The following is a 26,812-nucleotide window of genomic DNA, read 5'->3' on the forward strand; positions in this document are numbered from 1 at the left end:
CCATGGTCACCCAGCGCAACACCTGGCAGAAGGACAAGGTGCGCGAGGCGCTCTGCGAGGCCCCGGGCTTCGTCAGCGCCCAGCGTCTGCACGCGACGCTGCGCGACGCCGACACGGGCATCGGCCTCGCGACCGTGTACCGGGCGCTCGCCGGGTTCGCGGCGGCGGGTGAGGCCGATCAGCTGCAGAGCCCGGATGGCGAGTCGCTCTATCGCGCCTGCACGATGAGCAGTCACCACCATCACCTCATCTGCCGATCCTGCGGCAAGGCCGTCGAGATCGAGGCCAAGGCCGTCGAGCAGTGGGCCCAGGAGACCGCCGCTCAGCACGGCTTCCGCGAGCCCGAGCACGTCGTCGACATCTTCGGCCTCTGCGCCGACTGCGCCTAGAGTCGCCGGGCAGCCGCGCATGACGGTCCGCGAACACGAGCACACCCATGAGCATGCGCCCGAAGGGGCGCGCCGCTCGGCGCGCTCCCGCACGGTGGCGGGCGTCGGCTTCGGCATCGCCGCGGTCGCCGTGCTGCTGGCGATCGACGCGTTCGCGCCGCGAGTGTTCGACCAGTCCCTGCCGACGCGCGCGCAGGACGGACTCACCCTCGCCCTCAGCGTGCTCATCGAGTCGCTGCCGTTCGTGATGCTCGGCGTCATCCTGTCGATCGTGGTGCAGGTGTGGCTGCCCGCGGGGGCAATCGAGCGCTTTATGCCGCGGGCGGCATGGGCGCGCCGTCTGGTGCTGTCGCTGCTGGGGATGCTGATCCCCGTGTGCGAGTGCGGCAACGTGCCGTTCGCGCGCGGCCTGCTGATGCGCGGCGTCTCGCCCGCCGAGACGCTGACCTTCCTCGTCGCCGCGCCCATCGTCAATCCGATCGTCATCATCACCACCCATGCCGCCTTCGGATGGGACGGCGGCATCCTCATCGCGCGGATCGTCGGCGGGTGGGTGATCGCGAACCTCATCGGATGGATCTACTCGCGCCACCCGGATCCGATGAGCCTGCTGACGGGGCGCTTCCTCGACACGTGCGACGTGGTCGCGCATGAGACGGGCTCGCGCGGGCGTCGCAGCATCGCCCAGTTCGTCGTCGAGCTGCGCGCGGTGATGCCCGCCCTCGTCATCGGATCGGCGCTGGCGGGCGCGGTGCAGGTGGTCATCCCGCGCGACGCGCTGCTGGCGATCGGATCGAACCCCGTGCTGTCGATCGTCGCGATGGCGGCGCTGGCGATGACGGTGGCGATCTGCTCGAACGTCGACGCGTTCTTCGCGCTGTCGTTCGCCTCGACGTTCTCGTCGGGGTCGCTCATCGTCTTCCTGCTGGTCGGCCCCCTCGTCGACGTCAAGATGCTCGCGCTGATGCGCACGACCTTCACCACCCGCACGCTCGCCGGCATCGTGGCGGTTGTGCTGCTGGCGGCCTTCGCGATCGGGATCGGGGTGAACCTCGTTGCGTGACGTCACGGGCCGCAGGGCCCTCGGCTCGATCGGCACGCGCTGGCTCGGCGCGGGCCTCGCCGCCGCGCTCGCGGTCGTCACGCTGGGCCTGGCGCTGACCGACCGGCTCGCGCTCTACATCAACCCGGATCAGGCGTGGTTCGCGATCGCGATGGCAATCGTCGCGCTCGCGGGCGCGGTGGCCTCGTTCGTCCTGCCCCTCGGCGCCGAGGACGACCACGGTCACGATCACGGCCCTGCCCACGCCGCCGGTCTCGCCGAGCCCACCCCCGCGCTCGTCCGAGCGCCTGCCGCCGGCCCCACACCCGCGCTCGTCCGCCCGAGCGGCCCCACCCCCGCGCTCGTCCACCCGAGCGAGCCCACCCCCGCGCTCGTCGAGCGAGCGAGGAACGAGCGAGTCGAGACGCCCTGGATCACCGGCGTGCTGCCGGCGCTCGGCGGCCTCATCTCGACGGCCGTGGTGGCCGCCGCCCTGGTGCTGCCGCCGGCCCCGCTGTCGGCGCAGCTCGCGATGTCGCGCGACACGGGAGCGCCTCCCCTGTTCGCCGGCGCCGACGAGGTGCTGCTGGCGGGCGCCGACACCTCGTCGTTCGGCGTGGGCGAGTGGGCCTCGGTGTTCGCCACGGCGGCGAATCCGGATGCGTATGTCGGCACCGAGATCGACCTCACGGGATTCGTCGCGCCGGGCGATGACGGCGCGCTGCGCCTCGGCCGGCTCGTCGTGACGCACTGCGTGATCGACGCCCAGCCCGCCGCCCTCCCGGTCGTCTCGCCGGGCTGGGATCGCGCGCTCGCACAGGGCGACTGGATCCGCGTGCAGGGCACGATCGCCACCGACGCCGACGGCGCGCTCGTCATCGAGCCCGCGGCGCTCACGCCCGTCGACGCCCCCGGGGATCCGTATGAGTACTGAGCGTGCGGGCCTTCGGCGGTTCGCCCTGGCCCTGGCGGGGGTGGTCGCCGCGCTCGGCGTGCTGGCCGGCGCGGGAGCCGCGGTGAGTCTCACCCAGGGGCCGCGCGTGAGCACCGTGCAGGTCGATCCGGCCGCCGCGATCTCCGTCTCGGGCGCGCGCGTCATCCTGACGGCGAACCAGGCGCTCGGCGAGATCCGGCCCGAGCAGATCACGGTGACGCCCGAGGCGCCCTTCACCATCGACGCGGCCGGGCGCAGCGTCGGCGTGCGGTTCACGCTGCCGCTCGACGACGACACCGAGTACACGGTCTCGGTCGCGGGGGCGCGCGCGGTCGGCGGCGGACCCGTGTCCGAGCTGCGCACGACGTTCCGCACCCCGCCCGCGGAGGTGCTGCTGCTGCGTCGCGACGCCGGGGGCGACGACGAGATCGTTCGCACCGACCTCGCGGGCCGGGACGAGCGGGTGGTGTTCGCCGCGCCCGTGATCGACGACTTCCGCACGACGCCCTCGCGCCTGGTGGTCGTCACGTCCGACGCGGGCGTCTCGACCCTGCAGACCATGGATCGCGACGGCACGGATGCGACGGAGATCGCGCTGCCGGGGGAGGGCATGGTGCAGCAGCTGCAGGTCTCGCAGCGCGGCGACCTCGTCGGCTACACCTTCACCGACCCGTCGGGCGAGGGCCTCCTCAGCGCCCTCTTCCTGTCGGACCTGCGGGATCCGGCCGCCAATCCGGTGCCCGTCGAGCTCGGCGGGCAGCCCGCGAGCGTCGATCCGTGGCGATTCGTGCCCGATTCCACCGCGCTGCTGATGGTCGATTTCGAGGGACAGCTGATCCAGGTCGATCCGCAGTCGGGAGCGGAGCCCGTGATGCTCGGCGGCGCCGTCACGATCGATGCGATCGCGCGCGGCTCCTACACCGCGCTGATCGAGCGGGCCGATGCTGGCACGGTGCAGCTCGACCTCACCACCGGCGAGCAGTCGCCCCTGCCGCAGGCCGACGCCGATCTCGGGCGGGTGGCCGCCATCCTGCCCCTGCCGGCCGGGGGCGCCGGACGTGGGGGGACCATCCGCGTCTACCAGCAGACGGATGCGGACGGCCTGCCGCTTCCGCCCGTCGTGGCGCACGTGGCCGACGACGGGTCGGTGCGGCAGCTGCTCGAGCCCGGCCCGGAGGACGCCCTGCTGCAGACCTGCGTGTCGCCGTCCGGCCGCTACGTCGCCGCGCTCGTGGCCCCGGACATCGTCGCCAACCCCTATGACGATGCGCCCACGGCCATGCCGCAGCGCCTCGAGACGCGGATCATCGACGTCGCCACAGGCGAGCAGCTGTCGGCGCTCACGGGGTTCGCGATCGACTGGTGCTCGGTCGGCCCGGTCTGATCCGGCCGTGGCCTCCCGGCCGGTCGCCCTTTCCGGAAGCGACCGTTCCGGGTGAGGATGGACTGATGCACCGCCCCGCACGCCGCGAGGATCTCGCCGGCCTTCCGCTCGAGGTCGCCCCGCGCCTGCTCGGCGGGCTGCTCACGACCTCGCTCGACGACGGCCGGGTGACGGTGCGCATCACCGAGGTCGAGGCGTATCACGGGCTCGGATCAGGCGACGTCGCCGATCCGGGGTCTCATGCGCGCAATGGACAGACCGCCCGCAACGCCACCATGTGGGGCGAGGCGGGCCACCTCTACGTCTACCTCAGCCACGGCATCCACTCGTGCGTCAACGTCGTGTGCGGCCCGGTGGGCCAGGGCGACGGGATCCTGCTGCGGGCGGGCGAGATCGTGGAGGGCGCCGACATCGCGCGCGCCCGCCGCGAGGCGCGCGGGGTGGCGCGCTCCGACCGCGACCTCGCTCGCGGACCCGGCCGCCTCGGGGATGCGATCGGGCTGCGCCATCCGATCCACGACGGGATCGACGCGGTCGCCGGATCCGTCCAGGCCGGCGCGACGGCGCGCCTGCAGGTTCTCGAGAACCCGCTCGCGGACGTCGCCAGCGGCCCCCGTGTGGGGGTGGCCGGCATCGCCGGCACGGCCGCCTTCCCGTGGCGCTTCTGGATTCCGGGAGATCCCACCGTCTCGGCCTTCCGGTTCGGGCGGGGAGCGTCCTGATCCGCGTTCCCGGCCTTCTGTCAAGGCGACGCGCCCGAGTCTGCTAAGCTGATCCCTTGTCTGCGTGCACTCCTGTGCGCAGTTCGTACATCCCCTCCCGAACACAGCCCGCAAGGGTCGGGAGAGGCGTGTGCAGACAAGAGACCTTGGGTGGGGCCGTCCGGCTCCACGGTATTGAAGGAGAATCATCATGGCTGCTGTGTGCCAGGTGACCGGTGCCGTTCCCGGCTTCGGTCACAACATCTCGCACTCGCACCGCCGGACGAAGCGTCGCTTCGACCCGAACGTGCAGAAGAAGACCTACTTCGTTCCCTCGCTTGGTCGCAAGATCACGCTGAACGTGTCGGCTAAGGGCATCAAGGTCATCGACGCCCGCGGCATCGAGTCGGTCGTCAAGGACCTGATCGCGAAGGGTGTGAAGCTCTAATGGCCAAGAAGGCTCAGGACATCCGTCCGATCATCAAGCTGAAGTCGACGGCGGGCACGGGTTACACCTACGTGACCAAGAAGAACCGTCGCAACACCCCCGACCGCCTCGTGCTCAAGAAGTACGACCCGGTGGTCCGCAAGCACGTCGACTTCCGTGAGGAGCGTTAAGCATGGCTAAGAAGAGCAAGATCGCTCGCAACGAGCAGCGCAAGGTGATCGTCGCGCGCTACGCCGAGAAGCGCGCCGCCCTCAAGAAGGCGCTCGTCGACCCGAACTCGACCGACGAGCAGCGCGAGGAGGCCCGCGTCGGCCTGCAGAAGCTGCCCCGCAACGCGTCGCCGGCCCGCGTCCGCTCGCGCGACGTCATCGACGGCCGCCCCCGCGGTGTCCTCACGAAGTTCGGCATCTCGCGTGTCCGCTTCCGTGACATGGCTCACCGCGGCGAGCTGCCCGGCGTGACCAAGTCGAGCTGGTAAGCACCGAGCTTCATCGCTGAAAGGGCGAGGATCCATCCGGATCCTCGCCCTTTTCGCGTTTCTGGGTGCGGGGTGCGGGGGCGCTGCTGACACGTCAGCCGGCGAGCACCTGCTGGTGGGCCACGGCCCAGTCGAGCGCGTAATCGGCGATCTCCTCCCAGCCGGGCTGGCTCACGAGGCGGTGAGTGCGTCCGGCGTACTCCTTGTACTCGACGAGACCGCCGCCGGCCTTCTGGTACTTCTTCACGATCGCCTTGCCGGCAGCCGGGGGAACGACGTGGTCGATCTCTCCGGTGATGACGAGGAACGGGGCGCGCTCGGCGCGGGCGTAGTCGACCCGCGTGATGCCGCCCTTCTCGTTGGGCAGCGAGGTGACGCCCTCGAAGAACACCCGGTTGTACGAGTTCACGGCGAACTCCTCCCACAACCTGTCGGACTCGCTGCGGGGCAGGTCGTTGCCGAAGGTGAAGTGGAAGTGGCGCTTCGAGAGGGGCTTCGCGCCGTTGATGCCGAAGGGGTTGGACAGGATCGGCGTGCCGGTCCACAGGGTCGACAGCGGCAGCGACAGCACCCCGGCGGTCTGTCCGGGGGCGATGCCGACGTAGGCGACGCCGAGGTTGCGGTCGGCCAGCATCTGGGTGAGCACGCCGCCGAACGAGTGCCCCATGATGATCGGCTTGCGGGGCAGCGAGCGGATGATGCGCTCGTAGTGGGCCGCGATCTGCTGGAGGCCGACGCCCTTGAGCGCCTCGGGGTTGCGGCGGATGTCGGCGACCTCGCGGTCGTCGATGCCGGGCCAGCCGGGCACGATCACCTGGTGGCCGCGGGCACGGAAGCGCTCGGCGAAGGTGTCCCAGCTCTTCGGCGTCATCCACAGGCCGTGGATGAGGACGATCGGCGCCTTCTCGGAGAGGGCGTCGTGGAGGTCGGTGGCGGGGGTGTCGATGGTGGCGTTCATTGTTCCTGCTCCTCGGGGTGGGGTGCTGCGGTGGGGTTCTGGATCCGATCCGGTGATCCTGATCGGCTGTAGCATCAGAGTAGACCGATCGTTCTATCTACCGCAAGGACTCTGCGGATCTTTTTTCTGGGGCACCATAAGAACCGAGGAGGACGCCATGACCACCCCCGAGAACACTCCGCCGCGGGCGCCCGCGAAGCGGCCGAGCCCCGCGCGCGAGAAGCTGCTCGACGCGGCGACCCGCCTCTTCTACGAGGAGGGCATCCACTCGGTGGGCGTCGACCGCATCATCGAGGAGGCAGGGGTCACGCGCGCCACCCTCTACAAGCAGTTCGCCGGCAAGGAGAACCTCGTCCTCGCCTACCTGCAGGGCGAGGACGCCGCGATCCGCGGTCTCTTCGACGGCGCCCTGCAGGCCACCTCCGACCCGCAGCAGCTGCTCGAGCTCACCATCGAGGGTGTCGCCGCCGACGTGCGCGAGCGGCACACGCGCGGCTGCCCGTTCATCAACGCCGCCGCGGAGTTCCCGGATGGATCCGGTCCGGTGCGCGGGCTCATCGACGAGCACCGCAGCTGGTTCCGGGGCGTGCTCGAGCAGGTCGCCGCCGGCGCCGGGCTCCGCGAGCCGCGAGATGTCGCCGCCTCACTCGTGCTGCTGCGCGACGCCGCCCTCGTCGGCGGCTACCTCGACGGCCAGGACCGCGCCGCCGACGCGTTCGCCCGCACCGCGCGCTCGATCGTCGCCGCGCACCGCCCCTGATCCCTCGTCCGTCGATCTGGTCCGGGATACCGGACGGGCCGGATCCCCGGAATCACGCGGAAACCGCCCGGATCCGGCCCGAAATCGCCCGAAAACCCCCTTCAGAGGCCGACACGCCGCCCGAATGTGAGGGAATCCCGCGAGAATCCGCGGAATTCCGGGCCTCATTGGTACTGTCGAGGCGCGATCGACTGATCGCCCGGGGGTAATCGTCTCCGGTCCATTGATCACATCGCGGCGTCCCTGGGCGCCGATGGAGGATGACATGGCCGACAAGTCCATCACCAAGACCGAGCTCGTCGCGAGCATCGCCAGCGCCACGGGCCAGAGCCAGGCCGCCGTCTCCGGCGTCGTCGACGCTCTGTTCACCACCGTCTCCGAGGCCGTCGCCAAGGGCGCCAAGGTCTCGATCCCGGGCTGGATCGCGTTCGAGCAGGTCGACACGGCCGCTCGCACGGGCCGCAACCCGCAGACGGGTGCCACCATCGAGATCCCGGCCGGCAAGCGCGTCAAGGTGACCGCCGGCTCGAAGCTCAAGGCCGCCGCCAAGTAATTCCGGCCGCCAGGCAGAAGAAGGGCCCCTCCGAAGTGGGAGGGGCCCTTCTGCGTCCCCGGAGGATCCGGGCACTGACTCGTGTCGCCCGCTGGGCGAGCGCGGGTCAGTAGGGGTCGACGTCGGTGCGTCGCTCGGTCACCTGCTGTCCCGCAGCCGGGTCACCCACGGTGCGCGTGGAGGTGACGGCCGAGCGGCGACGGGTCATCAGCACGATGCCGACGATGAAGACCACCACTCCCGCGCCCATCAGCAGGTAGCCGATGAAATCGTCGTTGACGGCCGGGATGTCCAGTTCCAGCCCGAACGCGAGGATGGCGCCGATCACGAAGAGCACTACTCCGGTTCCGATACTCATGACCGGGACGCTACGGATCCGGATGCTCCCAGTCACCGGGGTTGACAATTGCCCGCTGATCGGGAAACGCCGCGCGAGGCCGGTGGCACGCGGCGATTCGCGACGACGAGCGGGGTCAGGCCGGTCACAGCCGCGGACGCCTAGGCTGGCTGCGTGAATCCGCGCGCGCTGCGGGCCGTCGGGCCCGTGATCCTGGTCGTCGCGGCGGTGGTCACGGCGGTCGCCTCGCTCGCGTTCACGGGCGCCGCGGCCCCGCTCGCGCAGGGCGATCCGGGCGCGATCGTGCGCTGGGGCCTGCCGCTGACCAAGCTGCTCGTCAACGTGTCCGGGGCCGTGATGGCCGGATCCCTCGTGCTCGCGCTGTTCGCGCTGAAGGCGGGCGAGAAGGAGTTCGACGGTGCGCTCGATGTCGCATCGATCGGGGCGGCCGTGCTCACGGTCGCGGCCGGCGCGACGGGGTTCATGACCTTCCTCGACTCCTTCAACCCGGAGTTCTCGGCGGGCCCGGAGTTCGGCGCGCAGCTGGGCCGCTTCCTCACCGAGGTCGAGCTCGGGCGCACCTGGCTGATCACGACGATCGCCGCAGCGGTCGTGACGATCCTGGCGTTCGCGATCCGGTCCTGGCTCTGGACGCTCGTGACGGCCGTGCTGGCGCTGGCCACCCTCATCCCGATGGCGACGCAGGGTCACTCCGGCGAACTGGCGAGCCACGACGCGACCGTCACGGCCATGAGCCTGCATGTGCTGGGCGCGGCGGCGTGGCTCGGCGGACTCGTGCTGCTCGCCGTGCTGCGGCCGGCACTCGGATCGCGGCTCGCCACGGTCGTCGGACGCTACTCGTCGATCGCGCTGGTGGGCTTCGTCATCGTGGCCGGATCGGGCCTGGCGCGCGCGCTCTCGTCGATCGGCACGTGGCAGCAGCTGATGTCGCCGTACGGGGCGATCCTGATCGTCAAGGTCGTGGCGCTCATCGCGATGGGCGTGCTGGGTGCCTGGTACCGCGGGCTCCTGATCGGCCGGATGCAGCGCGACGAGCGCGCCTCGCGCGCGTTCTGGACCCTGATCGGCGTGGAGCTGGCGTTCATGGGCATCGCCTCCGGAGCGGCCGCCGCGCTCGCCCGCACCCCTCCGCCGCTCGGCGAGACGCCCTACTCGTCGACGCCCGCGGAGATCCTCACCGGCGAGCCCCTGCCGCCGGAGCTCACGCTCGAGCGCTGGTTCACCACCTGGGACGTCGACCTGCTGTGGGCGACCGTGGCCGCGTTCGGCATCGCGTTCTACGTGCTCGGCGTCGTGCGCCTGCGTCGCCGCGGCGACAGCTGGCCGATCTACCGCACCGTGCTCTGGATCGCCGGCTGCCTCACCCTCTTCTGGGTGACCTCGGGCCCGGTCAACGCCTACCAGGACTATCTGTTCAGCCTGCACATGCTGGGCCACATGCTGCTGACCATGGGCATCCCGCTGATGCTCGTGCCGGGCGCGCCCATCACCCTCGCCCTGCGCGCGATCGAGAAGCGCGACGACGGCACCCGAGGCGGTCGCGAATGGATCATGTGGGCCGTGCACAGCCCGTTCGCGCGGGTCATCACGCATCCGCTGGTGGCGGCGGGCATCTTCGTCGGCTCACTGTGGGTCTTCTACTTCACGGATCTGTTCCGCTGGTCGCTGTACGACCACCTGGGCCACGTGTGGATGGTCACGCACTTCCTCATCTCGGGCTTCCTGTTCGTCATGACGCTGACCGGCATCGATCCGCTGCCGTACCGCATGCCCTACCCCGGGCGCCTGGTCACCCTCATCGCCGTGATGGCGATGCACGCGTTCTTCGGCGTCGCGATGATGATGCAGGAGGGCCTGATGGCCGCCGAGTGGTTCGGCGGCATGGGGCGCACGTGGGGTCCGACGCCGCTGGAGGACCAGTACATCGGCGGCGGCGTCGCGTGGTCGATCGGCGAGATCCCGACCCTCATCACGGCGATCGTCGTGGCCATCCAGTGGAGCCGCAGCGACGAGCGCCAGCAGCGTCGTCAGGACCGCCATGCCGACCGCACCGAGAACGCCGAGCTCGACGCATACAACGCGCGCCTGGCGGCCATGGCCGAGCGCGACGCCGCCCGGCCCTCGCGCTGACCCGCGTCTCGCCGGCGGCCGCCGCGCAGCATACGGCGCGATGCGTCAGCGCAGGTCGGGGGAGCCGACGAGGATCGACGCGGTGCCGTCGGGCAGGATCTCGACGGTGCCGTCGATCACGAACGGCACGTCCTTGCTGACCCGGTAGATGTAGCCGGTCGAGAGGGCGCGCACGTCCGCCTCGAGATGGGCGGTGCCGGTCGAGGGCGACAGCGCCCAGAATGCGCCGTCCGGCACCATCGTCAGCGGCGGCGGCGTGATGATCGACCACTGGATGGTGTCGGGCAGCACCCGGTCCTCGATGGGCGTGCCGAAGGGGCATCCGGTAGGCTGCAGCACCTTCTGCGTCGCGCACTGCGCGAGGAAGTCCGAGACCTTCTGCGTGACGACATCGGCGAACTCGGCCGTCGGCGTCGCCTGCAGCTCGATCGGCACGCTGCCGAGCGGCGCGTCGGCCATCACCGTCACGGGCGGCGCGGCGGCGATCGAGGTGTCGACGGACACGGAGTACACGCCGGGGGTGAGCACGAGCATCGACACGGGCTCGAGCGGGTCGGCCTCGGGGCCGAGAGGTGAGACCTGGCGCTGATCGATCTCGAAGCCGTTCACCGAGAACTGCCGCGAACCGCGCACGGCGACCTCGATCTCGGCGAGCGGGCTGGTCTCGAATCCCCAGCGCGGCACCAGGCCCTCCATGCCCGCGGGACGCACCCGGAAGGTGGTCTCGCCGTCGGCGCCGTCGAGCTCGTAGGAGGCCGTGACCTCGGTGACATCGCCGGACGTCTTCTCGCCGACGATCTCGACATCGGTCAGGTTCCAGGTCACCACCGCGGGGCGCAGCAGCGCATCCGACGCGGTGTCGGGCAGCCCGGCGCCCTCGAGGTCGGTCGTGTCGACCGCCACCCCCGGGAACGCCACGGCGGCGGCGGTGTCGCCCTCCGCCAGCGTGGCGAGGTAGCGCTCGACGAAGGCGCTCGGGCCCCAGAACTGCCGATGCAGGGCCGAGAATCCCGCCCAGATCGCGGCGGCCAGCAGCACGAACACGACGCCCAGCAGAATCAGGTCGCTCGCCGCGCGACGAGGCGTCGTGATCGCGGAGGGCTGATCCATTTCGCCAGTCTACGAAAGCGCGCCCCGGATCCTCCTGTGCGCGCCCGGCCGCTCCCCGGCGAAACACCCCTCCACAGGATGCGCAACACAGGCGTCCGGGAGGCGACGGATGGGAGGATGGACGTTATGCCCACGCTGTCCCCTGAGCAGGAGGAGCTCTTCCGCCTCATCGAGGACACGCGCGACCATGTCTTCATCACGGGGCGCGCGGGCACCGGCAAGTCGACGCTTCTCAACCACCTCGCGTGGAACACTCGCAAGCAGATCGCGGTGTGCGCACCCACGGGAGTCGCGGCGCTCAACGTCGAGGGACAGACGATCCACTCGCTGTTCAAGCTGCCGATCGGCCTCATCGCCGACAGCGACATCGAGCAGACCGACGCCACGCGCAAGCTGCTCAACACCATCGACACCCTCGTCATCGACGAGATCTCGATGGTCAACGCCGACCTCATGGACGGGATCGACCGCTCACTGCGCCAGGCGCGCGGCCGCCGGGCCGAGCCGTTCGGCGGTGTGCAGGTGGTGATGTTCGGCGATCCCTATCAGCTCGCGCCCGTTCCGCCCCGGGGCGACGAGGCGCGCTACGTGCAGGATCACTACCGCTCCTTCTGGTTCTTCGACGCGCACGTGTGGGCAGGCAGGGAGCCCGAGGGCGACGGGCTCATCGAGCTCGGCCGGCACGGCGCGCAGCTGCATATCCGCGAGCTGACGCAGATCCACCGGCAGGCCGACGACGGCTTCAAGACCATGCTGAACGCGGTGCGCTACGGCCGGGTGACCAAGGAGATCGCGGACGTGCTCAACGCGGCGGGCGCGCGGCCGGTGCCGGATGATCCGGAGCAGCCGGTGATCACACTCGCGACCCGCAACGACCGGGTCAACGCGATCAACGCGAAGCACCTGGCCCTGCTCCCGGGGCGGGAGCAGACGGCCAAGGCCGAGGTGAGCGGCGACTTCGGGCGGGGCGACGTGTACCCGGCCGATGAGGAGCTCAAGCTCAAGGTGGGCGCGCAGGTGATGTTCCTGCGCAACGACATCGCCGCCTCGGGCGAGCCGCCGCGCTGGGTCAACGGCACCATCGGCACCGTCACGCGCATCGTGGGCGAGACGGTGCGCGTGGACGTCGACGGCGAGGAGTTCGACGTCGAGCCGGCCGTGTGGGAGAAGCACCGCTACGCGTACGACCCGATCGGCCGCAAGCTCACCCGCGAGGTCGTGGCCGAGTTCACCCAGTTCCCGCTGCGGCTGGCGTGGGCCGTGACGATCCACAAGTCGCAGGGCAAGACCTACGATCGGGCGGTCGTCGACCTCGGTGCGGGCGCCTTCGCCCCCGGGCAGACCTACGTGGCGCTGAGCCGGCTGACCTCCCTCGACGGGCTGTACCTGTCTCGGCCGCTGCGCCCGAGCGACATCCGCGTCGATCAGGATGTGCGGCGCTTTATGAAGGCCGTGTGGGAGCAGCGCCAGGCCGAGGCCGCCGCCGCGGGCACTCCCTGAGCGGATCCGCCACGAGCAGCGCCGGGCGGCGCGTGGGGGGCGGATGGGCCGCACAGCGCGGGACGGGTACGGCCTAGACTCGGGAGTCGAGGGTGTGAAGGCGGGGGTCTCATGCGGGTGAACAGTCGGCTGCGGCGTGTGGTGTCGAGCATCGCGGGTGCAGCGGCGATCGCCCTGATCGCGAGCGGCTGCACCGCCGAGGGCGATGCGCAGGCCGCGCAGCCGTCGCAGGTCACGGGCGACCTTCCGGCCGACACCGTCGCCGCGTTGCAGGCCGCGGTCGATCAGGGGATGGCGGCCACCGGCGCCTCCGGCGCGATCGTGGGCGTGTGGGCCCCGTGGGCGGGCGCGTGGGTCGCCGGCATCGGCGAGACGGGGCCCGGATCGGGTGAGCCCGTGACGACCGATATGGCCTTCCGCATCACCACGATGACGCGGCCGATGACGTGCGATGCCCTGTACGGTCTCGTCGCCGAGAACGTCGTCGAGCTCGACGATCCGGTCTCGAAGTGGGTGCAGAGCTCGCCCGACCTCGAGAACGTCACCCTCAAGCAGCTGTGCGACAACACCTCGGGCCTGGCCCGCTCCCGCGACGCGGTGATGCCGAACGTGTTCCGCACCCCCGAGCGCGTGTGGAACTGGCGAGAGCTCGCCGCCACCGGGCTCGGACGCCCCCGCACTGAGCCGGGCACCGCGGTCACCGACTCCGACACCGGGTACATCCTGCTCGGCCTCGCGCTGCAGAACGCGACGGGCCAGACGCCAGCGGAGCTGATCCGCCGATACGCCACCAGCCCGCTCGGGCTGCAGCACACGAGCCTGCCCGGGGGCGAGGCCGCCGCGCCCGGAGACCCCGCCCTGAGAGGCTGGCACTCCTCGAACGCCGATCGCGAGGCCGCCTGCGCGGCGCCGAGCGAGATGACCAAGCTCTCCGCGAGCATCGGCGCGACCGATGCCGGCGCCGTGTCGACCGTCACCGAGCTCGGCATCTACGCGGAGGCGCTGGCCGAGAAGGTCAAGGGCGACGACGGCAAGCTCACGGAGCGCTGGGCCGCCGCCCGTCCCGTGAACCCTGAAGCCGACTCCTGGTACCAGTACGCGGGCGGCACCTACATCGCCGGCTCCATGATCGGCCAGCAGGGTTCGCTGCCCGGCTATCTGTCGAGCGCATGGTCGGATGTCGACAGCGGCCTCACCGTCGCGGTTGTGCTGAACAACTCCGCGGCCTCCGATGCGCTGGTCAGCTACCTCGCCCGCGAGCTCGCCGCGATCGCCTCGAAGGCACCCGCCCGCTCGGGGGAGAAGGGTCCCGAGTCGGGGCTCCCGTGGACCGCCGAGGACTACCACGCGCGGGTCGCCGAGAAGGCCGTCTGTCCGATCGACTCCGCCGAGTGAGCGCGCTGCGCTCGACATCGAGCGCGGCGGTCGGCCTGGTCGCGCTCGGCCTGGCGTGCCAGGAGATCGGCGCGGCCATCGCCGTGCGCCTGTTTCCGCACACCGGCCCTCTCGGCATCGTGATGCTGCGGCTGGTGTTCTCGGCTCTCATCCTGCTCGCGATCGCGCGCCCGTCGCTGCGCGGCCGCACACGCGCGCAGTGGGCCGCGGTCGTGCGGCTCGGTCTCGCGCTCGCGGTGATGAACGGCATGTTCTACCTGGCGCTGGAGCGCCTGGCCCTCGGCGTCACCGTCACGATCGAGGTGCTGGGGCCCCTGGCGCTCTCGATCCTCGTCGCCGGCACCCGCGTGGCCTGGCTCTGGGCGGGTCTCGCGCTCGCCGGGGTGGTCGCGCTGGGCGGCGGAGGCTGGGATCGCCTCGATCCGGTCGGCGTGATCTTCGCCCTGGGGGCCGCCGTGTTCTGGGCGGCGTACATCCGCTGCCAGGCCGCGGTCGGGCGCGCGTTCCCTCAGCTGGAGGGCCTGGCGCTGGCCATGGCGATCGGCGCCCTGGTCTCACTGCCGTTCGGAGTGGCCGCCGCCGGACCCGCACTGATCCGGATCGACCTGCTCGCCCTGGGAGCGGGCGTCGCGATCCTGTCGTCGACGATCCCGTATGCGCTCGAGCTGATCGCCCTGCGACGGATGAGCGAGGCGGCGTTCGGCATCCTCATGAGCCTCTCGCCGGCCACGGCCGCGCTCGCCGGATGGCTGCTGCTCGGGCAGGGGCTGACCTGGCTCGAGGCCGTGGGGCTGGCGCTCGTCGTGTGCGCGAGCGCGGGTGCCGTGTGGAGGGCCCGGGGGCGCCCCGCCGAACCCCTGGCCTAGGTCCGGTGGCCCCGAGCGCCCGGTGGCGGATCAGAGACCGGCGGCGAGTGCGCCGAGCACGTCGGCTGCGGGGAGCTCCTCGGTGAGGTGCCCCACGCCCAGCCCGGCGTTGACCGACATGCCCCGCGGGTCGTCGTGGGCCCCGGCGGCGGCGAACTCGGCGCGGGCCACGGGCGAGGCTCCGGACGCCCAGCGCGCCGTGAAGGCGTTGGCGAGCACACGCTCGGGGATGTCGGAGGGCCAGCCCCATCCGGCCGCCTGATCGAAGACGCTCGTGAGCACGGTGTCATCCGGACCGGCCGCGAGGAGCGCCGCGCGGGATCCGCGCGAGGAGAGGGCCTCGACGGCGGTGGTGAAGGCCGTGCCGACCCACACGCCGGAGGCGCCGCGGTCGAGCGCCGCGCGAACGTCCGCCGCCGTGGCGATGGCACCGGCGGCCAGCACGGGCCGATCGGTGACCGAGAGGGTCTCATCGAGCAGCGCATCCCGATCCACGAGATGACGTCCATGCCCGCCCGCCTCGCGGCCGCGCACGACGATCACGTCGGCGCCCGCCGCGTCGGCGGCCCGGGCGCCCTCGCCGTCGAACACCTGCACGGCGGTGAGGATGCCCCGATCCTGCGCCCGCCGGATCCAATCGAGCTCGTCCCCGAACCCCACCGACAGGAGCACCGGATCGGCGTCGAGGGCGAGTTCCAGAAGCGCCGGATCGCGCCGCACCACCCAGTCGACGACGCCGATCCCCACCCGCACCCCTTCGGGCACCAGCGCGAGCTGCGCCGTGAGCGACGCCACGCTGCCCGCGCTGCCCTGGCCGATCATGCCCAGGCCTCCCGCGCGGGTGACGGCGGAGGCCAGCGCGCCGCCGGCGACGCCGCCCATGGGGGCGTTGACGATCGCGAACCGGGCATCGAAGGGCAGGGCGCGCGCGGGGGAGCTCATGATCCCAGCGTGCCACCGCCCGAGCGGTACGGTACGGAGTATGACGACGGCCGATCGCGATGATGAAGTCGACCTCCTCATCGACGCGTGGTCGCGTCGGCTTCCGGATGTCGACCTCACGCCCCTCGATGTGATGTCGCGCCTGCGCCGCGCGGCCAACCGCCTCGGCCGCCTGCGCACGGAGGCGTTCGCGGGCGCAGGGCTGACCGCGTGGGAGTTCGACGTGCTGGCCGCGCTGCGGCGCGAGGAGCCGCCGCACGAGCTGACCCCGATGCAGCTCGTCAACGCGACCATGATCGGCAGCGCCGCGATGACCAACCGCATCGACAAGCTGCTGGAGCGCGGGCTCGTGGAGCGCCGCCCCCACCCGACCGACGGCCGCGCCGTGCTGGTGCGTCTGCTCGACGAGGGCATCGAGCGCGCGGATGCGGCCATGACCGCCCTCGCCCAGCGCGAGGCGGCCGAGCTGTCGCAGTTCTCTCCCGCCGAGCAGGCCACCCTCGCCCGGCTGCTCGGCGTCCTCGCGAGCACCGAGCGCGGCTGAGGCCGCGCCCGGCCCTGCCTCGTGGTCGGGAAACGCCGCATGGCGCCTGCCCGCCGCGGCGATTGTCGACTGGGAGCCGCAGTGTCGGCGCAGGCACGTAGGCTCGATCCGGACCCCTTCACCACGCCGGAGGCTCGACGATGACCACCCTGCACCCCGTTCGCACCTACCGCAGCGAGGAGCCGCTGCCTCGCGAGCAGCAGCTCGCCTGGAAGATCGCGCAGGTCGCCGTCGACCCGGTGGAGGTCGAGGACGCCGTCGTCGACATGGTCGTGAACCGGGTGATCGACAACGCCGCCGTGGCGGCCGCCTCGCTCACGCGCACCCCGCCGAGCGCGGCCCGGGCGCAGGCGCTCGATCACCCCGCCTCGCGCGGCGGCGCCGGCGCGTCGGTGTTCGGTGTGCCGAGCGAGACGACGACGAGCCCCGAGTGGGCTGCCTGGGCGAACGGCGTCGCGGTGCGCGAGCTCGACTATCACGACACGTTCCTCGCGGCCGAGTACTCGCACCCGGGCGACAACATCCCGCCGATCCTCGCGGTCGCGCAGCACGTGGGCGCCGACGGTGCGGCGCTCGTGCGCGGCATCGCGACGGGATACGAGATCCAGGTCGACCTGGTGCGCGCGATCAGCCTGCACAAGCACAAGATCGACCACGTGGCCCACCTCGGCCCCTCGGCCGCCGCCGGCATCGGCACGCTGCTCGGGCTCGATGCCGAGACGATCTCCCAGGCGGTCGCGCAGGCCCTGCACACCACCACGGCCACGCGCCAGTCGCGCAAGGGCGAGATCTCGACGTGGAAGGCGCACGCGCCGGCCTTCGCGGGCAAGATGGCGGTGGAGGCCGTCGACCGCGCGATGCGCGGGGAGACCTCGCCGAGCCCGATCTACGAGGGCGAGGACGGCGTGATCGCCTGGCTGCTCGACGGCCCCGAGGGGCGCTACGAGGTGCCGCTGCCCGCGGCCGGCGAGCCCAAGCGCGGCATCCTCGACACCTACACGAAGGAGCACTCGGCCGAGTACCAGGCGCAGGCGTGGATCGACCTCGCCCGCAAGCTCGGCACCGAGCGGCCCGAGCTGCGCGACCCGGCGAACGTCGCCTCGGTCGTGCTGCACACCTCTCACCACACGCACTACGTGATCGGATCCGGCGCGGGCGATCCGCAGAAGTACGATCCGACCGCCTCGCGCGAGACGCTCGACCACTCGATTCCGTACATCTTCGCGGTGGCCCTGCAGGACGGCGGATGGCACCACGTCGCCTCCTACGCGCCCGAGCGCGCCGCCCGTCCCGACACCGTCGAGCTGTGGCACAAGGTCACCACGGCCGAGGATCCGGAGTGGACGCGCCGGTATCACTCGGAGGATCCGGATGAGAAGGCCTTCGGCGGCCGCGTCGTCATCACCCTGACGGACGGATCGCAGATCACCGACGAGATCGCGGTCGCGGATGCGCACCCGCTCGGCGCGCGCCCGTTCGCCCGCGCCGACTACATCGCGAAGTTCCGCCTGCTGGCCGAGCCCGTGCTGGACCCCGCCGAGATCGAGCGTTTCCTCGACCTCGCCCAGCGCCTGCCCGAGCTCACGGCCGCCGAGGTGCGCGCGCTGAACATCGTCGCCAAGCCGGGGGTGCTCGAGGGCGCTCCCGCACCGAAGGGCCTGTTCTGATGCTGAACTCGACGATCGCCCCGCACGAGAAGCGCCGCCTGTTCCGTGAGCGTCTCGCCACGGGCGAGCTGCTGCGGTTCCCCGGGGCCTTCAACCCGCTGTCGGCCCGGCTCATCGAGCGCAAGGGCTTCGAGGGCGTCTACATCTCGGGTGCCGTGCTCTCGGCCGACCTCGGTCTGCCCGACATCGGTCTGACGACCCTCACCGAGGTCGCAAGCCGCGGCGCGCAGATCGCGCGCACCACCGACCTCCCGGCGCTGATCGATGCCGACACGGGCTTCGGCGAGCCGATGAACGTGGCCCGCACGATCCAGACCCTCGAGGACGCCGGCGTCGCCGGCGCCCACATCGAGGACCAGATCAACCCGAAGCGCTGCGGGCACCTCGACGGCAAGGCCGTCGTCGACGAGGCGACGGCCCTCAAGCGCATCCGCGCGGCCGTCGAGGCCCGGAGGGATCCGAACTTCCTCGTGATGGCGCGCACCGACATCCGGGCGATCGACGGGCTGGACGCCGCGGTCGACCGCGCGAAGGCGCTGGTCGACGCGGGAGCCGACGCGATCTTCCCCGAGGCCATGCGCACGCTCGAGGAGTTCGAGGCGGTGCGGGCCGCGGTCGACGTGCCGATCCTCGCCAACATGACCGAGTTCGGAAAGAGCGACCTCTTCAGCGTCGATCAGCTGCGCGATGTCGGTGTGAACATCGTCATCTGGCCGGTGTCGCTGCTGCGCATGGCCATGGGCGCCGCGGAGCGCGCGCTCGACACCCTGCTGGGCGAGGGACACCTCACCTCGAAGCTCGGCGAGATGCAGCATCGCGCAGACCTCTACGACCTCATCGACTACGAGGGCTACTCGGCCTTCGACGAGGGCATCTTCACGTTCGACGTCCGGAAGTGATCCCTTCCGGACCCCGCAGCGCGCAAAGGAGCACGACATGACGGACAGCGACATCAAGAAGGGCCTCGCGGGCGTCGTCGTCGACACGACGGCGATCTCGAAGGTCAACCCCGCCTCGAACAGCCTGCTCTACCGCGGCTATCCGGTGCAGGAGCTCGCGGCCACCCAGCCGTTCGAGGCCGTCGCACATCTGCTCTGGCGCGGCGAGCTGCCCACCGACGAGGAGCTGGCGGAGCTGCGCGCCCTCGAGCGGGCGCACCGCGCGCTCGAGCCGGAGGTGAAGGCCCTCATCGACCTGCTTCCGGTGCAGGCGCACCCGATGGACGAGGTGCGCACCGCGGTGTCCGCGATCGGCGCCACCGCGCTCGCCGGATCCGGCAACGTGCTGACCGCGGGCGGCTCGGTCGAGCAGAACCTCGAGCGCAGCGTGCGCCTGTTCGCGCAGCTGCCGGCGATCGTGGCCTACGGGCAGCGCCGCCGCCGCGGGCAGGAGCTGATCGAGCCGCGCGACGATCTCGACTACTCGGCGAACTTCCTCTGGATGACCTTCGGAGAAGATCCGGATCCTGTCGTCGTCGACGCGTTCAACCGTTCGATGATCCTGTACGCGGAGCACTCGTTCAATGCGTCGACCTTCACCGCCCGGGTGGTCACCTCGACGCAGAGCGACCTCTACTCGGCCGTGACGGCGGCCATCGGCGCTCTCAAGGGGCCGCTGCACGGCGGCGCGAACGAGGCCGTGATGCACATCTTCGATGAGATCGGATCCTCGGAGCGCGTTGCGGCGTGGCTCGACGACGCTCTCGCGAACAAGCGCAAGATCATGGGCTTCGGCCATCGCGTCTACAAGAACGGCGACTCACGTGTGCCGACGATGGAGGCGGCGCTCGTCGATCTCGTCGAGCACTACGGACGCCACGACGTGATGGACCTGTACTCGGCGCTGGAGAACGAGTTCGTCGCGCGCAAGGGCATCTACCCGAACCTCGACTACCCGTCGGGCCCCGCCTACAACCTCATCGGCTTCGACACCGTGACCTTCACGCCGCTGTTCGTCGCGGCGCGCGTGGTCGGGTGGACCGCGCACATCCTCGAGCAGGCGGCGTCGAACGCGCTGATCCGGCCCCTGTCGTCCTACAGCGGGCCCGACGAGAGGCACGTTCCGGGCAGCTGAGCCTCGGCCGCTCGCGCGAGCGCGGTCAGGCCGTTCCGCGCGAGGCGCGTTCAGGTAGCTCCGCGCGAGGCGCGGTCAGGCCGCCCGCTGCGCGCCGCCGCGCATCGCCGTGAGCACCGGAGCGACATCGGCGCTGAGGTCCATGCCCTGAAGAGAGCCCGCGGCGTAGGCGAGATCCTCGAGCAGCTTGCCGTTGATGCGGATCTCCTGATCCGAATCGGACGCGAACCGCAGCGGGATGGAGGGCTGCACCCAGACGGTCTCTCGGCCGGCGCCTCCCGGACGCTTCCAGGACATCACGAAGGACTCCCCGCGACGGAGCTTGGTGAAGGTCACGAGCTGGACGTGCGCCAGCAGCGCGTCATCGACCTCGATCGCCTGCCCGGTCGATCCGTAGAACAGCTGTCCCATCTCGTCCTCCTCGATCGTGCCGCGTCGCTCGCCGCGCAGCTTCTCTGCTTGCGTCAAGAGCCTAATAGTAAGATCATCTAATTATCAAACGGAGTCGGCGAGTCGTGCCGGGTCCGGTTCGCAGGGGTGGGGAAGCGGGACAAGTATGCTCACCGAGATGGCACAGTCGACCGACGATGAGAGCTCCGGGTACTGGTACCCGGATGAGGGCGGTGCCACGACCGTCGACGTGCTGAACCTTCTTCGCCGGTATCGCACGGCCGAGACGGCCATGCGCGCCCGCACGCGGTCGTCCATGGGCATGAACGAGACCGATCTCATGGCCCTGCGCTTTCTGCTGCGCGAGCAGCGCCGGGGGCATCCGGTGCGCCCGGCCGATCTCGCCGACCACCTGCACATCACGCGGGCGTCGGTGACCTCGCTCGTCGACCGCCTCGTGCGTGACGGGCACGCCACCCGCGTGCCCCATCCCACCGACCGTCGCACGCTGCTCATCGTTCCGACGAGCCACAGCGACGAGGAGGTGCGCGCGACGCTCGGGCCGATGCACCAGCGGATGCTCCACATCGTGGACGGGCTGAGCGAGGCCGAGCGCGCGGTGGTCGCGCGGTTCCTCGCGGGCATGGCCGCCGCCGTCGAGGAGGCCGCCGACGATCAGCCTTCCGAGGGCGCCGCTCAGGCGAGCGCGACCTAGCGGTCGAAGAACTCCCCGACGAGGCTCGTCAGCTCGGCGGCCATGTCCTCGTCGGAGATCGTCACCGGGCCATCGCCGGGCTGTGGGCCGTAGTCACCGAACGACGCGTGATTCGCGCCCTCGATCTCGACGAGCTCCGCGTCCTCGGGAAGCAGGTGGCGGGCCGCCGCGATCTTCTCGGGCGTCGAGAGGCCGTCGTTCGCGCCGGAGATCGACAGCACCGGAAGCCCGGATGCGGAGAGGTCGTTCGCGCAGTACGAGCCGAACAGGATCAGCCCGTCGGCGTCGCGCGCGAGCTGGCACGACCGCACGCCGCCCAGGGAGTGGCCGCCCACCACCCACGTCTCGACGTCGGGGGCGAGGGAGGTGAAATCGGCCAGCGGGCGCGGATCGAAGAATGCGAGGTTGAGCCAGGGGCGCGAGATGACCACCGTCAGGTGCTCCTCGGCCACCAGCTCCGAGAGCTTCGACGCGTACGCCCACGGATCGACTTTCGCGCCGGGGATGAAGACGAGCCCGGCATCGCCGGATCCGTCGGCAGGTTCGAGGACGATCCCCGCCGACGTGTCGTGGGCCGTGATCGCGGGATCATCCTGCACGGCGGCCAGGGGACCCGCTTCGGCCGGCATCACGCCCACCTGGCTCCAGATGAGGATGCCGGCGATCGCCGCCACGATGAGACCGCCGAGGATGCCCAGCGTCCACTTCAGGATCCGCCGGGCGCGCTGTGTCGTCACGCCTCTCAGCCTACGGATGCCGCGCGGGCGGCTTCCGCCCGAGAGAAGCCCGCCTCCCCGGCCTTGCGCAACGCCGAAGGAATGTCGGACGCCCCTGCCACAATCGACGCATGAGCTCGACGCCGCGCCTTCTCCTTCCCCGCTCGACCCCGGAGGAGGTCGGCATCGATCCGGCAGGCATCGCCGATCTCGTGCGTGCGCTCGACGAGGGCGGCGGCGCCCACTCGCTGATGGTCGTGCGCCACGGTCACGTCGTCGCCGAGCACTGGTGGCATCCGCACGCCGCCGACCAGCGACACACGATGTTCTCGGTGTCGAAGACCTTCACCGCGATGGCGGTGGGGCTGGCGGTGCACGAGGGGCTGATCTCGCTCGATGATCGGGTGGTCGAGCTGCTGGCGGATGACCTGCCCGCGGATCCGAGCGAAAACCTGCGCGCCATGACCGTGCGGCACCTGCTCACCATGACCGCGGGCTTCGAGTTCGACACGATGAACGCCATCACCGACGATGAGATGCCCTGGGTGCGCACGATCCTGGCCGTGCCGGTGGTGCGTGCGCCGGGCTCGCGCTTCCTCTACGACACCGGGGTGACCCATCTGCTCGCGGCGATCATGCAGCGGGTCACGGGGCAGCGCCTGCTCGACTGGCTGACCCCGCGCCTGCTCGCCCCGCTCGGCATCGAGGGAGCCACCTGGCAGCAGTCGTCGGAGGGGATCGACGCCGGGGGCTTCGGCATGAACCTCACGTCCGAGCACATGGCGGCGTTCGGACAGCTGCTGGTGCAGGGCGGACGCTGGGGCGACAGCCAGCTCATCCCGGCGGAGTGGGTCGCCGATGCGACGCACCACCACTCCGATCCGTCGGTGATGGGCTGGGGCCCCGAGTCGATGGTGGGTTACGGCTACCAGCTGTGGCACTGCACGGCGCCCGGCGCCTACCGCGCCGACGGCGCCTTCGGGCAGTTCATCGTGGTGTGGCCCGAGCACAACGCCGTGGTCGTGATCACCAGCGGGCTTCCCTTCGAGACGCAGAACGAGCAGCTGGCGCGCCTCTGGCGGCACCTCGGACCGGCGTTCGACCGCACACCCGCGGAGCCGGCCGCATCCCTCGCAGACCTGCACCTGCCCCTGCCGTCCGGATCGGCGTGGCCCGAGGGGCTGGGCGACCTCGCCTTCGCCTGGGAGGGCGGATCGCTCGCGGTGCGCCGCGACCGCGAGCTGGCCGTCATCGAGACGGCCGAGTTGACCGTGGCGGCCGGCCTCGGCGCCTGGTTCGAGAACGGCCCGCGGGTGCCCGTCGACGGAGAGCACCGCATCCTGTTCGGCGCCTACGCGTGGGCGGACGAGCGCACCCTGGTGATCCGCGGCGTCGTCACGGGCACGCCGTACGTGCGCACGGCCACGATCGCGCTCGCCGCGGATGGCGCGACCGCCGACATCGTGATCGAGCAGAACGCCGGCTTCGGCTCGCTCCAACTCGTGCGCGCGACCGCCGCGACGGTGCTGCAGCCCACCGCCTGACCGGTCCGACGGCGGACGGCCGCGAGGCCGCCCGCCGTCCGGATCAGGCAGGCCGGCCGTAGGTCTCGAGCAGCCGCAGCCAGACCTCGCTGATGGTGGGGTAGGCGGGCACCGCGTGCCAGAGACGCTCGATGCTCACCTCGCCGACGATGGCGATCGTGGCCGCCTGGAGCAGCTCGGCGACGTCCTGGCCGACGAAAGTCGCACCCACCACCACACGACGGGTCTCGTCGACGACCAGCTTGGCGCGGCCGGCGTAGCCGTCCGCGTGCAGCTTCGCGCCGGCGACCCAGCCCAGGTCGTACTCGACCGCGCGCACCTCCAGCCCCGCTTCGCGGGCCTGCGCCTCGGTCAGCCCCACGGCTGCGACCTCGGGGTCGGTGAAGATCACGCGCGGCACCGCCGCGTGGTCGGCGGTGGCCACGTGGTCTCCCCACGGGGCGTCGGACAGCGGTGTGCCCTGCACCCCCGCGGCGATCGCCTCGCCGGCGGCCCGCGCCTGGTACTTGCCCTGGTGGGTGAGCAGTGCGCGGCCGTTCACGTCGCCCACCGCATACAGCCAGTCGGTTCCCGCGACGAGCATCGTGTCGTCGACGACAAGGCGCTCGGACAGTCCTACGGCGTCGAGGCCGAGATCGCCGACGTTCGGTCGTCGCCCGGTGGAGACCAGGATCTCGTTGGCGACGATCTCCTCGCCGTCGCCGAGGGTGATCGTCACCTCGCCTTCGGGGTGCCGGTGCACGCGAGTCGGGGCGACCCCGATGCGCACGTCGATGCCCTCGGCGCTCATCGCCGCGGCGACGTGCTCGCCGACGAAGGGCTCCTCGCGATCCAGCAGCGCGCCGCGCGAGAGCAGGGTGACCTGCGACCCGAGCGAGGCGAAGGCGAATGCCATCTCGGTGCCGGCGACGCCACCGCCCAGAACGGCGAGCCGCGGCGGCACCCGGTCGGCCGACGTCGCCTCGCGAGTGCCCCAGGGGCGCGCCTGCGCCAGGCCGGGGATCGCCGGCAGCACCGGGACGGATCCGGTAGCGAGGGCGACGGCCGACGCGGAATAGGTGCGCTCGCCCACCTGCACGAGGCCGCGACCGACCAGGCGGCCGCGGCCGCGGATCAGCGTGATGCCCGCGGACTCGACCCAGGCGACCTGCCCCGCGTCATCCCATCCGTCCGTGAACGTCGTGCGTCGGGCGAGCACGCGGGCCGGATCGATCCGTCCGCTCACCGCTTCGCGAGCGCCCGGAAGGCGCTGCGCGGCACGGAGCGCGTGGCCGCTGCGCAGCAGCGCCTTGGACGGCATGCAGGCCCAGTAGGAGCATTCGCCGCCGACGAGTTCCGCCTCGACGATAGCCACGCGGATGCCGCGCTTGACCGCGTAGTCGGCGACGTTCTCGCCGACGGGGCCGGCTCCGACCACGATGAGGTCGTAGTCGGACTGGATCTTCGCGTCGGCGCTCACGCGACGGCCTTCCGCAGCTTCACGGACAGCACGATCGCCGAGACGAGGAAGAAGACGCCCCCGAGGGTCGCGTATCCGGCCACGCCCGCGATCATGCCGCCGCCCTGCAAGCCCATCGCGAGGAAGCCCGCGCCGGCGAACAGCGAGATGCCGCCCGAGAGCATCTGCGGGATCTGCCCGCCGTTGCGACGGTTGCGGATCGCCGCGATCAGCTGCGGCAGGCCCGAGCCGATGGCCCACAGGCCCCAGACGACCAGGGCAGCAGCCACCGAGACGCTCGAGGTGATGCCGAGCGCGATCGCGACGACGACACTGACGACGACGTTGGCCCACTCCGAGGCCTTCGCGCGCGGCGTGTCGTGTTCGGCCCGGATCTGCCAGAGCACGGCGCCCGCGTCGAACAGCGGGTAGATCACGAGCAGCGTGGTCAGGACGGGCCCGGCCTGGGCGGCGGTCGCGAACAGCGCGGCGGCCCACAGGACGGCGAAGCCGAAGCGGACGAAGTACAGGGTGCGCAGCCTGCGTGCGAAGACGCGGGCGGCTGTGGGGGATGAGGTCGTGTCGAATGCGCTCATGATGTGGCTTTCCAGGGGAGGGAGGGGATGACGGGGTGGATCACGCGACGATCGTCGCGAGGGTGACGGGCACGTTGCCGCGCGTGGCGAGCGAGTAGGGGCAGACGGCGTGCGCCGCTGCCGTGAGCTCCTGGGCCGTCTCCTCGTCGACGCCTCCGACGGTGACGCGCAGCGCCGCCGCCAGTGCGAGGCCGCCCTCGTCGGTCTTGTCGAGGGTGACCTGCGCCTCGACCGTCGAGCCGGTGAGCGTGACCTTGCGCTGTGCGGCGACCATCTTCAGCGCCGAGTGGAAGCACGACGACCAGCCAGCGGCGAAGAGCTGCTCGGGGTTGGTCGCGCCGCCCGGCCCGCCCATCGACGTCGGCACCGCGAGCGTCAGGTCGAGAACGCCGTCGTCGGTGCGGGCACGGCCGCCCGCGCGGCCCTCGCCCGTGGAGGTGGCGGTCGTCGAGTACAGGGGAGTGGACATGGTGTCTCCGAATCCGAATAGGTAGAGTTACTAGTTCGTCTACATTGGAACGCTAGACTCCATTTCGGAACGGCGCAAGTCCGCCGGGCCGAGGAGGAGGACGCCATGCCCACAGCAGCACCCGAGACCCCGGCGGCCTCGAGGCAGGGACCCGCGACGCGGGCACGGATCCTCGCTGCCGCCGCCGAGCTGTTCTATGCCCAGGGCATCCGCGCGACCAGTGCCGACCGGATCATCGAGGAGGTCGGCATCACGAAGGTGACCTTCTATCGCCACTTCCGCACGAAGAGCGATCTGGTGGTGGCGTACATCGAGCAGCAGTCCGCGGGCGAGCAGGCCTGGATGACGAGCACCCGCACGCCGGGGGATCCGATCGGCTCGCTGCGTCGGCTCGCGACCGACATCGGCGAGGCCAGCTGCCGACCGGGCTTCCGCGGCTGTGCCTTCATCAACGCCGCCGCAGAGTACGCCGATCCGGCCGATCCGGTGCGCGTGGCCGTCGAGGCGCACCGGTCATGGGTGCTCGACCTGTTCGCGGATGTCGCGGCTGAGGCCGGGGCGGCGGATGTGGCCGCCACGGCGCGCCAGCTGCAGATCCTGCGCGACGGCGCGATGGTGAACGGCTACCTGGGCGACCCCGCGACCGTGGCGGACAGCCTCGCCGGCGCGTTCCGCGCCATCGTCGACGCGGCCGCGGCATGATCGGCGCGCA

30 protein-coding genes are annotated in these 26,812 nt (G+C 71.3%); 21 read left to right on the plus strand and 9 right to left on the minus strand.

Annotated features, from left to right (window positions below):
* Nucleotides 1–2 precede the first annotated feature (2 nt).
* The 8 genes from J5V96_RS04525 to rpsN all read left to right on the plus strand — a co-directional run bounded on the left by J5V96_RS04525 (nt 3) and on the right by rpsN (nt 5,376).
* Nucleotides 3–389: a Fur family transcriptional regulator gene (locus J5V96_RS04525; RefSeq protein ID WP_208500899.1), complete on the plus strand. Its 387-nt coding sequence runs from the start codon at nt 3–5 to the stop codon at nt 387–389.
* 19 nt (nt 390–408) lie between these two features.
* Entirely contained in the window at nt 409–1,452 is a 1,044-nt protein-coding gene (locus tag J5V96_RS04530) for a permease (protein WP_208500902.1), read from the plus strand.
* On the plus strand, nt 1,445–2,365 hold the full coding sequence (locus J5V96_RS04535; RefSeq protein ID WP_208500904.1) for a TIGR03943 family putative permease subunit: 921 nt from the start codon (nt 1,445–1,447) through the stop codon (nt 2,363–2,365). The genes J5V96_RS04530 and J5V96_RS04535 overlap by 8 nt, the downstream gene beginning before the upstream one ends.
* Nucleotides 2,355–3,749 carry a hypothetical protein gene (locus J5V96_RS04540; protein WP_208500906.1) on the plus strand — a complete coding sequence of 465 codons (1,395 nt, stop codon included), beginning with the start codon at nt 2,355–2,357 and terminating at the stop codon, nt 3,747–3,749. The genes J5V96_RS04535 and J5V96_RS04540 overlap by 11 nt, the downstream gene beginning before the upstream one ends.
* A 65-nt stretch (nt 3,750–3,814) precedes the next feature.
* Nucleotides 3,815–4,471 (plus strand): DNA-3-methyladenine glycosylase, encoded by a 657-nt coding sequence (locus J5V96_RS04545; protein ID WP_208500913.1) that lies wholly within the window; start codon nt 3,815–3,817, stop codon nt 4,469–4,471.
* 190 nt (nt 4,472–4,661) lie between these two features.
* Complete coding sequence (gene rpmB / locus J5V96_RS04550; RefSeq protein ID WP_055987914.1) at nt 4,662–4,898, plus strand: 50S ribosomal protein L28; 237 nt, start codon at nt 4,662–4,664, stop codon at nt 4,896–4,898.
* Entirely contained in the window at nt 4,898–5,068 is a 171-nt protein-coding gene (gene rpmG, locus J5V96_RS04555) for a 50S ribosomal protein L33 (protein WP_208500915.1), read from the plus strand. The genes rpmB and rpmG overlap by 1 nt, the downstream gene beginning before the upstream one ends.
* Before the next feature lie 2 nt (nt 5,069–5,070).
* A complete protein-coding gene (rpsN, locus tag J5V96_RS04560) occupies nt 5,071–5,376 on the plus strand; it encodes a 30S ribosomal protein S14 (protein WP_208500923.1) in 306 nt (101 codons plus the stop codon).
* 94 nt (nt 5,377–5,470) lie between these two features.
* Here the strand turns inward: rpsN and J5V96_RS04565 are convergent, their stop codons facing one another.
* Nucleotides 5,471–6,334, minus strand: coding sequence for an alpha/beta hydrolase (locus J5V96_RS04565; RefSeq protein WP_208500925.1), 864 nt, complete (start codon nt 6,332–6,334; stop codon nt 5,471–5,473).
* Nucleotides 6,335–6,491: 157 nt separating this feature from the next.
* On the opposite strand from J5V96_RS04565, the gene J5V96_RS04570 reads away from it, so the two are divergent.
* Nucleotides 6,492–7,094, plus strand: a complete 603-nt coding sequence (locus J5V96_RS04570; RefSeq protein WP_208500927.1) for a TetR/AcrR family transcriptional regulator — start codon at nt 6,492–6,494, stop codon at nt 7,092–7,094.
* A gap of 265 nt (nt 7,095–7,359) precedes the next feature.
* The gene (locus J5V96_RS04575) at nt 7,360–7,647 is read left to right on the plus strand and encodes an HU family DNA-binding protein (protein ID WP_208500929.1); all 288 of its coding nucleotides are present in this window, start codon (nt 7,360–7,362) and stop codon (nt 7,645–7,647) included.
* Nucleotides 7,648–7,753: 106 nt separating this feature from the next.
* Here the strand turns inward: J5V96_RS04575 and J5V96_RS04580 are convergent, their stop codons facing one another.
* Entirely contained in the window at nt 7,754–8,005 is a 252-nt protein-coding gene (locus J5V96_RS04580; protein ID WP_208500932.1) for a DUF6458 family protein, read from the minus strand.
* 153 nt (nt 8,006–8,158) lie between these two features.
* On the opposite strand from J5V96_RS04580, the gene J5V96_RS04585 reads away from it, so the two are divergent.
* Nucleotides 8,159–10,135, plus strand: a complete 1,977-nt coding sequence (locus J5V96_RS04585; protein WP_208500934.1) for a bifunctional copper resistance protein CopD/cytochrome c oxidase assembly protein — start codon at nt 8,159–8,161, stop codon at nt 10,133–10,135.
* Nucleotides 10,136–10,180: 45 nt separating this feature from the next.
* Here the strand turns inward: J5V96_RS04585 and J5V96_RS04590 are convergent, their stop codons facing one another.
* Nucleotides 10,181–11,245, minus strand: a complete 1,065-nt coding sequence (locus J5V96_RS04590; protein WP_208500937.1) for a hypothetical protein — start codon at nt 11,243–11,245, stop codon at nt 10,181–10,183.
* A gap of 117 nt (nt 11,246–11,362) precedes the next feature.
* Here J5V96_RS04590 and J5V96_RS04595 point away from each other — a divergent pair, with 117 nt between their 5' ends.
* The 3 genes from J5V96_RS04595 (at nt 11,363) to J5V96_RS04605 (ending at nt 15,006) form a co-directional block, all read left to right on the plus strand.
* A complete protein-coding gene (locus tag J5V96_RS04595; protein ID WP_208500939.1) occupies nt 11,363–12,745 on the plus strand; it encodes an ATP-dependent DNA helicase in 1,383 nt (460 codons plus the stop codon).
* Between the two features lie 111 nt (nt 12,746–12,856).
* The gene (locus tag J5V96_RS04600; RefSeq protein ID WP_208500941.1) at nt 12,857–14,140 is read left to right on the plus strand and encodes a serine hydrolase domain-containing protein; all 1,284 of its coding nucleotides are present in this window, start codon (nt 12,857–12,859) and stop codon (nt 14,138–14,140) included.
* Nucleotides 14,137–15,006 (plus strand): EamA family transporter, encoded by an 870-nt coding sequence (locus J5V96_RS04605; RefSeq protein ID WP_208500944.1) that lies wholly within the window; start codon nt 14,137–14,139, stop codon nt 15,004–15,006. Before J5V96_RS04600 ends, J5V96_RS04605 begins: the two co-directional genes overlap by 4 nt.
* 30 nt (nt 15,007–15,036) lie before the next feature.
* Here J5V96_RS04605 and J5V96_RS04610 read toward each other — a convergent pair whose 3' ends face one another.
* The gene (locus tag J5V96_RS04610; protein ID WP_208500946.1) at nt 15,037–15,948 is read right to left on the minus strand and encodes a nitronate monooxygenase; all 912 of its coding nucleotides are present in this window, start codon (nt 15,946–15,948) and stop codon (nt 15,037–15,039) included.
* A 40-nt stretch (nt 15,949–15,988) separates the two neighbouring features.
* Between J5V96_RS04610 and J5V96_RS04615 the strand changes: the two genes are divergently transcribed.
* The 4 genes from J5V96_RS04615 (at nt 15,989) to J5V96_RS04630 (ending at nt 20,232) form a co-directional block, all read left to right on the plus strand.
* A complete protein-coding gene (locus tag J5V96_RS04615) occupies nt 15,989–16,492 on the plus strand; it encodes a MarR family winged helix-turn-helix transcriptional regulator (RefSeq protein ID WP_208500948.1) in 504 nt (167 codons plus the stop codon).
* A 140-nt stretch (nt 16,493–16,632) separates the two neighbouring features.
* On the plus strand, nt 16,633–18,159 hold the full coding sequence (locus J5V96_RS04620) for an MmgE/PrpD family protein (protein ID WP_208500950.1): 1,527 nt from the start codon (nt 16,633–16,635) through the stop codon (nt 18,157–18,159).
* Entirely contained in the window at nt 18,159–19,058 is a 900-nt protein-coding gene (gene prpB, locus J5V96_RS04625; protein ID WP_208500952.1) for a methylisocitrate lyase, read from the plus strand. The genes J5V96_RS04620 and prpB overlap by 1 nt, the downstream gene beginning before the upstream one ends.
* Nucleotides 19,059–19,095: 37 nt before the next feature.
* Nucleotides 19,096–20,232, plus strand: a complete 1,137-nt coding sequence (locus J5V96_RS04630) for a bifunctional 2-methylcitrate synthase/citrate synthase (RefSeq protein ID WP_208500954.1) — start codon at nt 19,096–19,098, stop codon at nt 20,230–20,232.
* A gap of 75 nt (nt 20,233–20,307) precedes the next feature.
* On the opposite strand, the gene J5V96_RS04635 is transcribed toward J5V96_RS04630, so the two are convergent.
* Nucleotides 20,308–20,700 carry a DUF7882 family protein gene (locus tag J5V96_RS04635; protein ID WP_208500956.1) on the minus strand — a complete coding sequence of 131 codons (393 nt, stop codon included), beginning with the start codon at nt 20,698–20,700 and terminating at the stop codon, nt 20,308–20,310.
* Between the two features lie 100 nt (nt 20,701–20,800).
* Between J5V96_RS04635 and J5V96_RS04640 the strand changes: the two genes are divergently transcribed.
* Nucleotides 20,801–21,337: a MarR family winged helix-turn-helix transcriptional regulator gene (locus J5V96_RS04640; RefSeq protein ID WP_208500958.1), complete on the plus strand. Its 537-nt coding sequence runs from the start codon at nt 20,801–20,803 to the stop codon at nt 21,335–21,337.
* Here the strand turns inward: J5V96_RS04640 and J5V96_RS04645 are convergent.
* Entirely contained in the window at nt 21,334–22,074 is a 741-nt protein-coding gene (locus J5V96_RS04645; protein ID WP_208500961.1) for an alpha/beta hydrolase, read from the minus strand. The two genes, J5V96_RS04640 and J5V96_RS04645, sit on opposite strands and share 4 nt — an antisense overlap.
* Nucleotides 22,075–22,184: 110 nt before the next feature.
* Between J5V96_RS04645 and J5V96_RS04650 the strand changes: the two genes are divergently transcribed.
* Nucleotides 22,185–23,597, plus strand: coding sequence for a serine hydrolase domain-containing protein (locus tag J5V96_RS04650; RefSeq protein WP_208500967.1), 1,413 nt, complete (start codon nt 22,185–22,187; stop codon nt 23,595–23,597).
* A gap of 43 nt (nt 23,598–23,640) precedes the next feature.
* Here J5V96_RS04650 and J5V96_RS04655 read toward each other — a convergent pair whose 3' ends face one another.
* The 3 genes from J5V96_RS04655 to J5V96_RS04665 are packed head-to-tail and all read right to left on the minus strand — an operon-like array spanning nt 23,641 to nt 26,100.
* A complete protein-coding gene (locus tag J5V96_RS04655; protein WP_307793522.1) occupies nt 23,641–25,056 on the minus strand; it encodes a dihydrolipoyl dehydrogenase family protein in 1,416 nt (471 codons plus the stop codon).
* A complete protein-coding gene (locus tag J5V96_RS04660) occupies nt 25,053–25,631 on the minus strand; it encodes a hypothetical protein (RefSeq protein WP_208500971.1) in 579 nt (192 codons plus the stop codon). The genes J5V96_RS04655 and J5V96_RS04660 overlap by 4 nt, the downstream gene beginning before the upstream one ends.
* Nucleotides 25,632–25,671: 40 nt before the next feature.
* Nucleotides 25,672–26,100, minus strand: coding sequence for an organic hydroperoxide resistance protein (locus tag J5V96_RS04665; RefSeq protein ID WP_208500972.1), 429 nt, complete (start codon nt 26,098–26,100; stop codon nt 25,672–25,674).
* A 105-nt stretch (nt 26,101–26,205) separates the two neighbouring features.
* Here J5V96_RS04665 and J5V96_RS04670 point away from each other — a divergent pair, with 105 nt between their 5' ends.
* Nucleotides 26,206–26,802 carry a TetR/AcrR family transcriptional regulator gene (locus J5V96_RS04670; RefSeq protein ID WP_208500976.1) on the plus strand — a complete coding sequence of 199 codons (597 nt, stop codon included), beginning with the start codon at nt 26,206–26,208 and terminating at the stop codon, nt 26,800–26,802.
* Nucleotides 26,803–26,812: the final 10 nt, after the last annotated feature.

Source organism: Microbacterium stercoris (assembly GCF_017592545.1).
Taxonomy (GTDB): Bacteria; Actinomycetota; Actinomycetes; order Actinomycetales; family Microbacteriaceae; genus Microbacterium; species Microbacterium stercoris.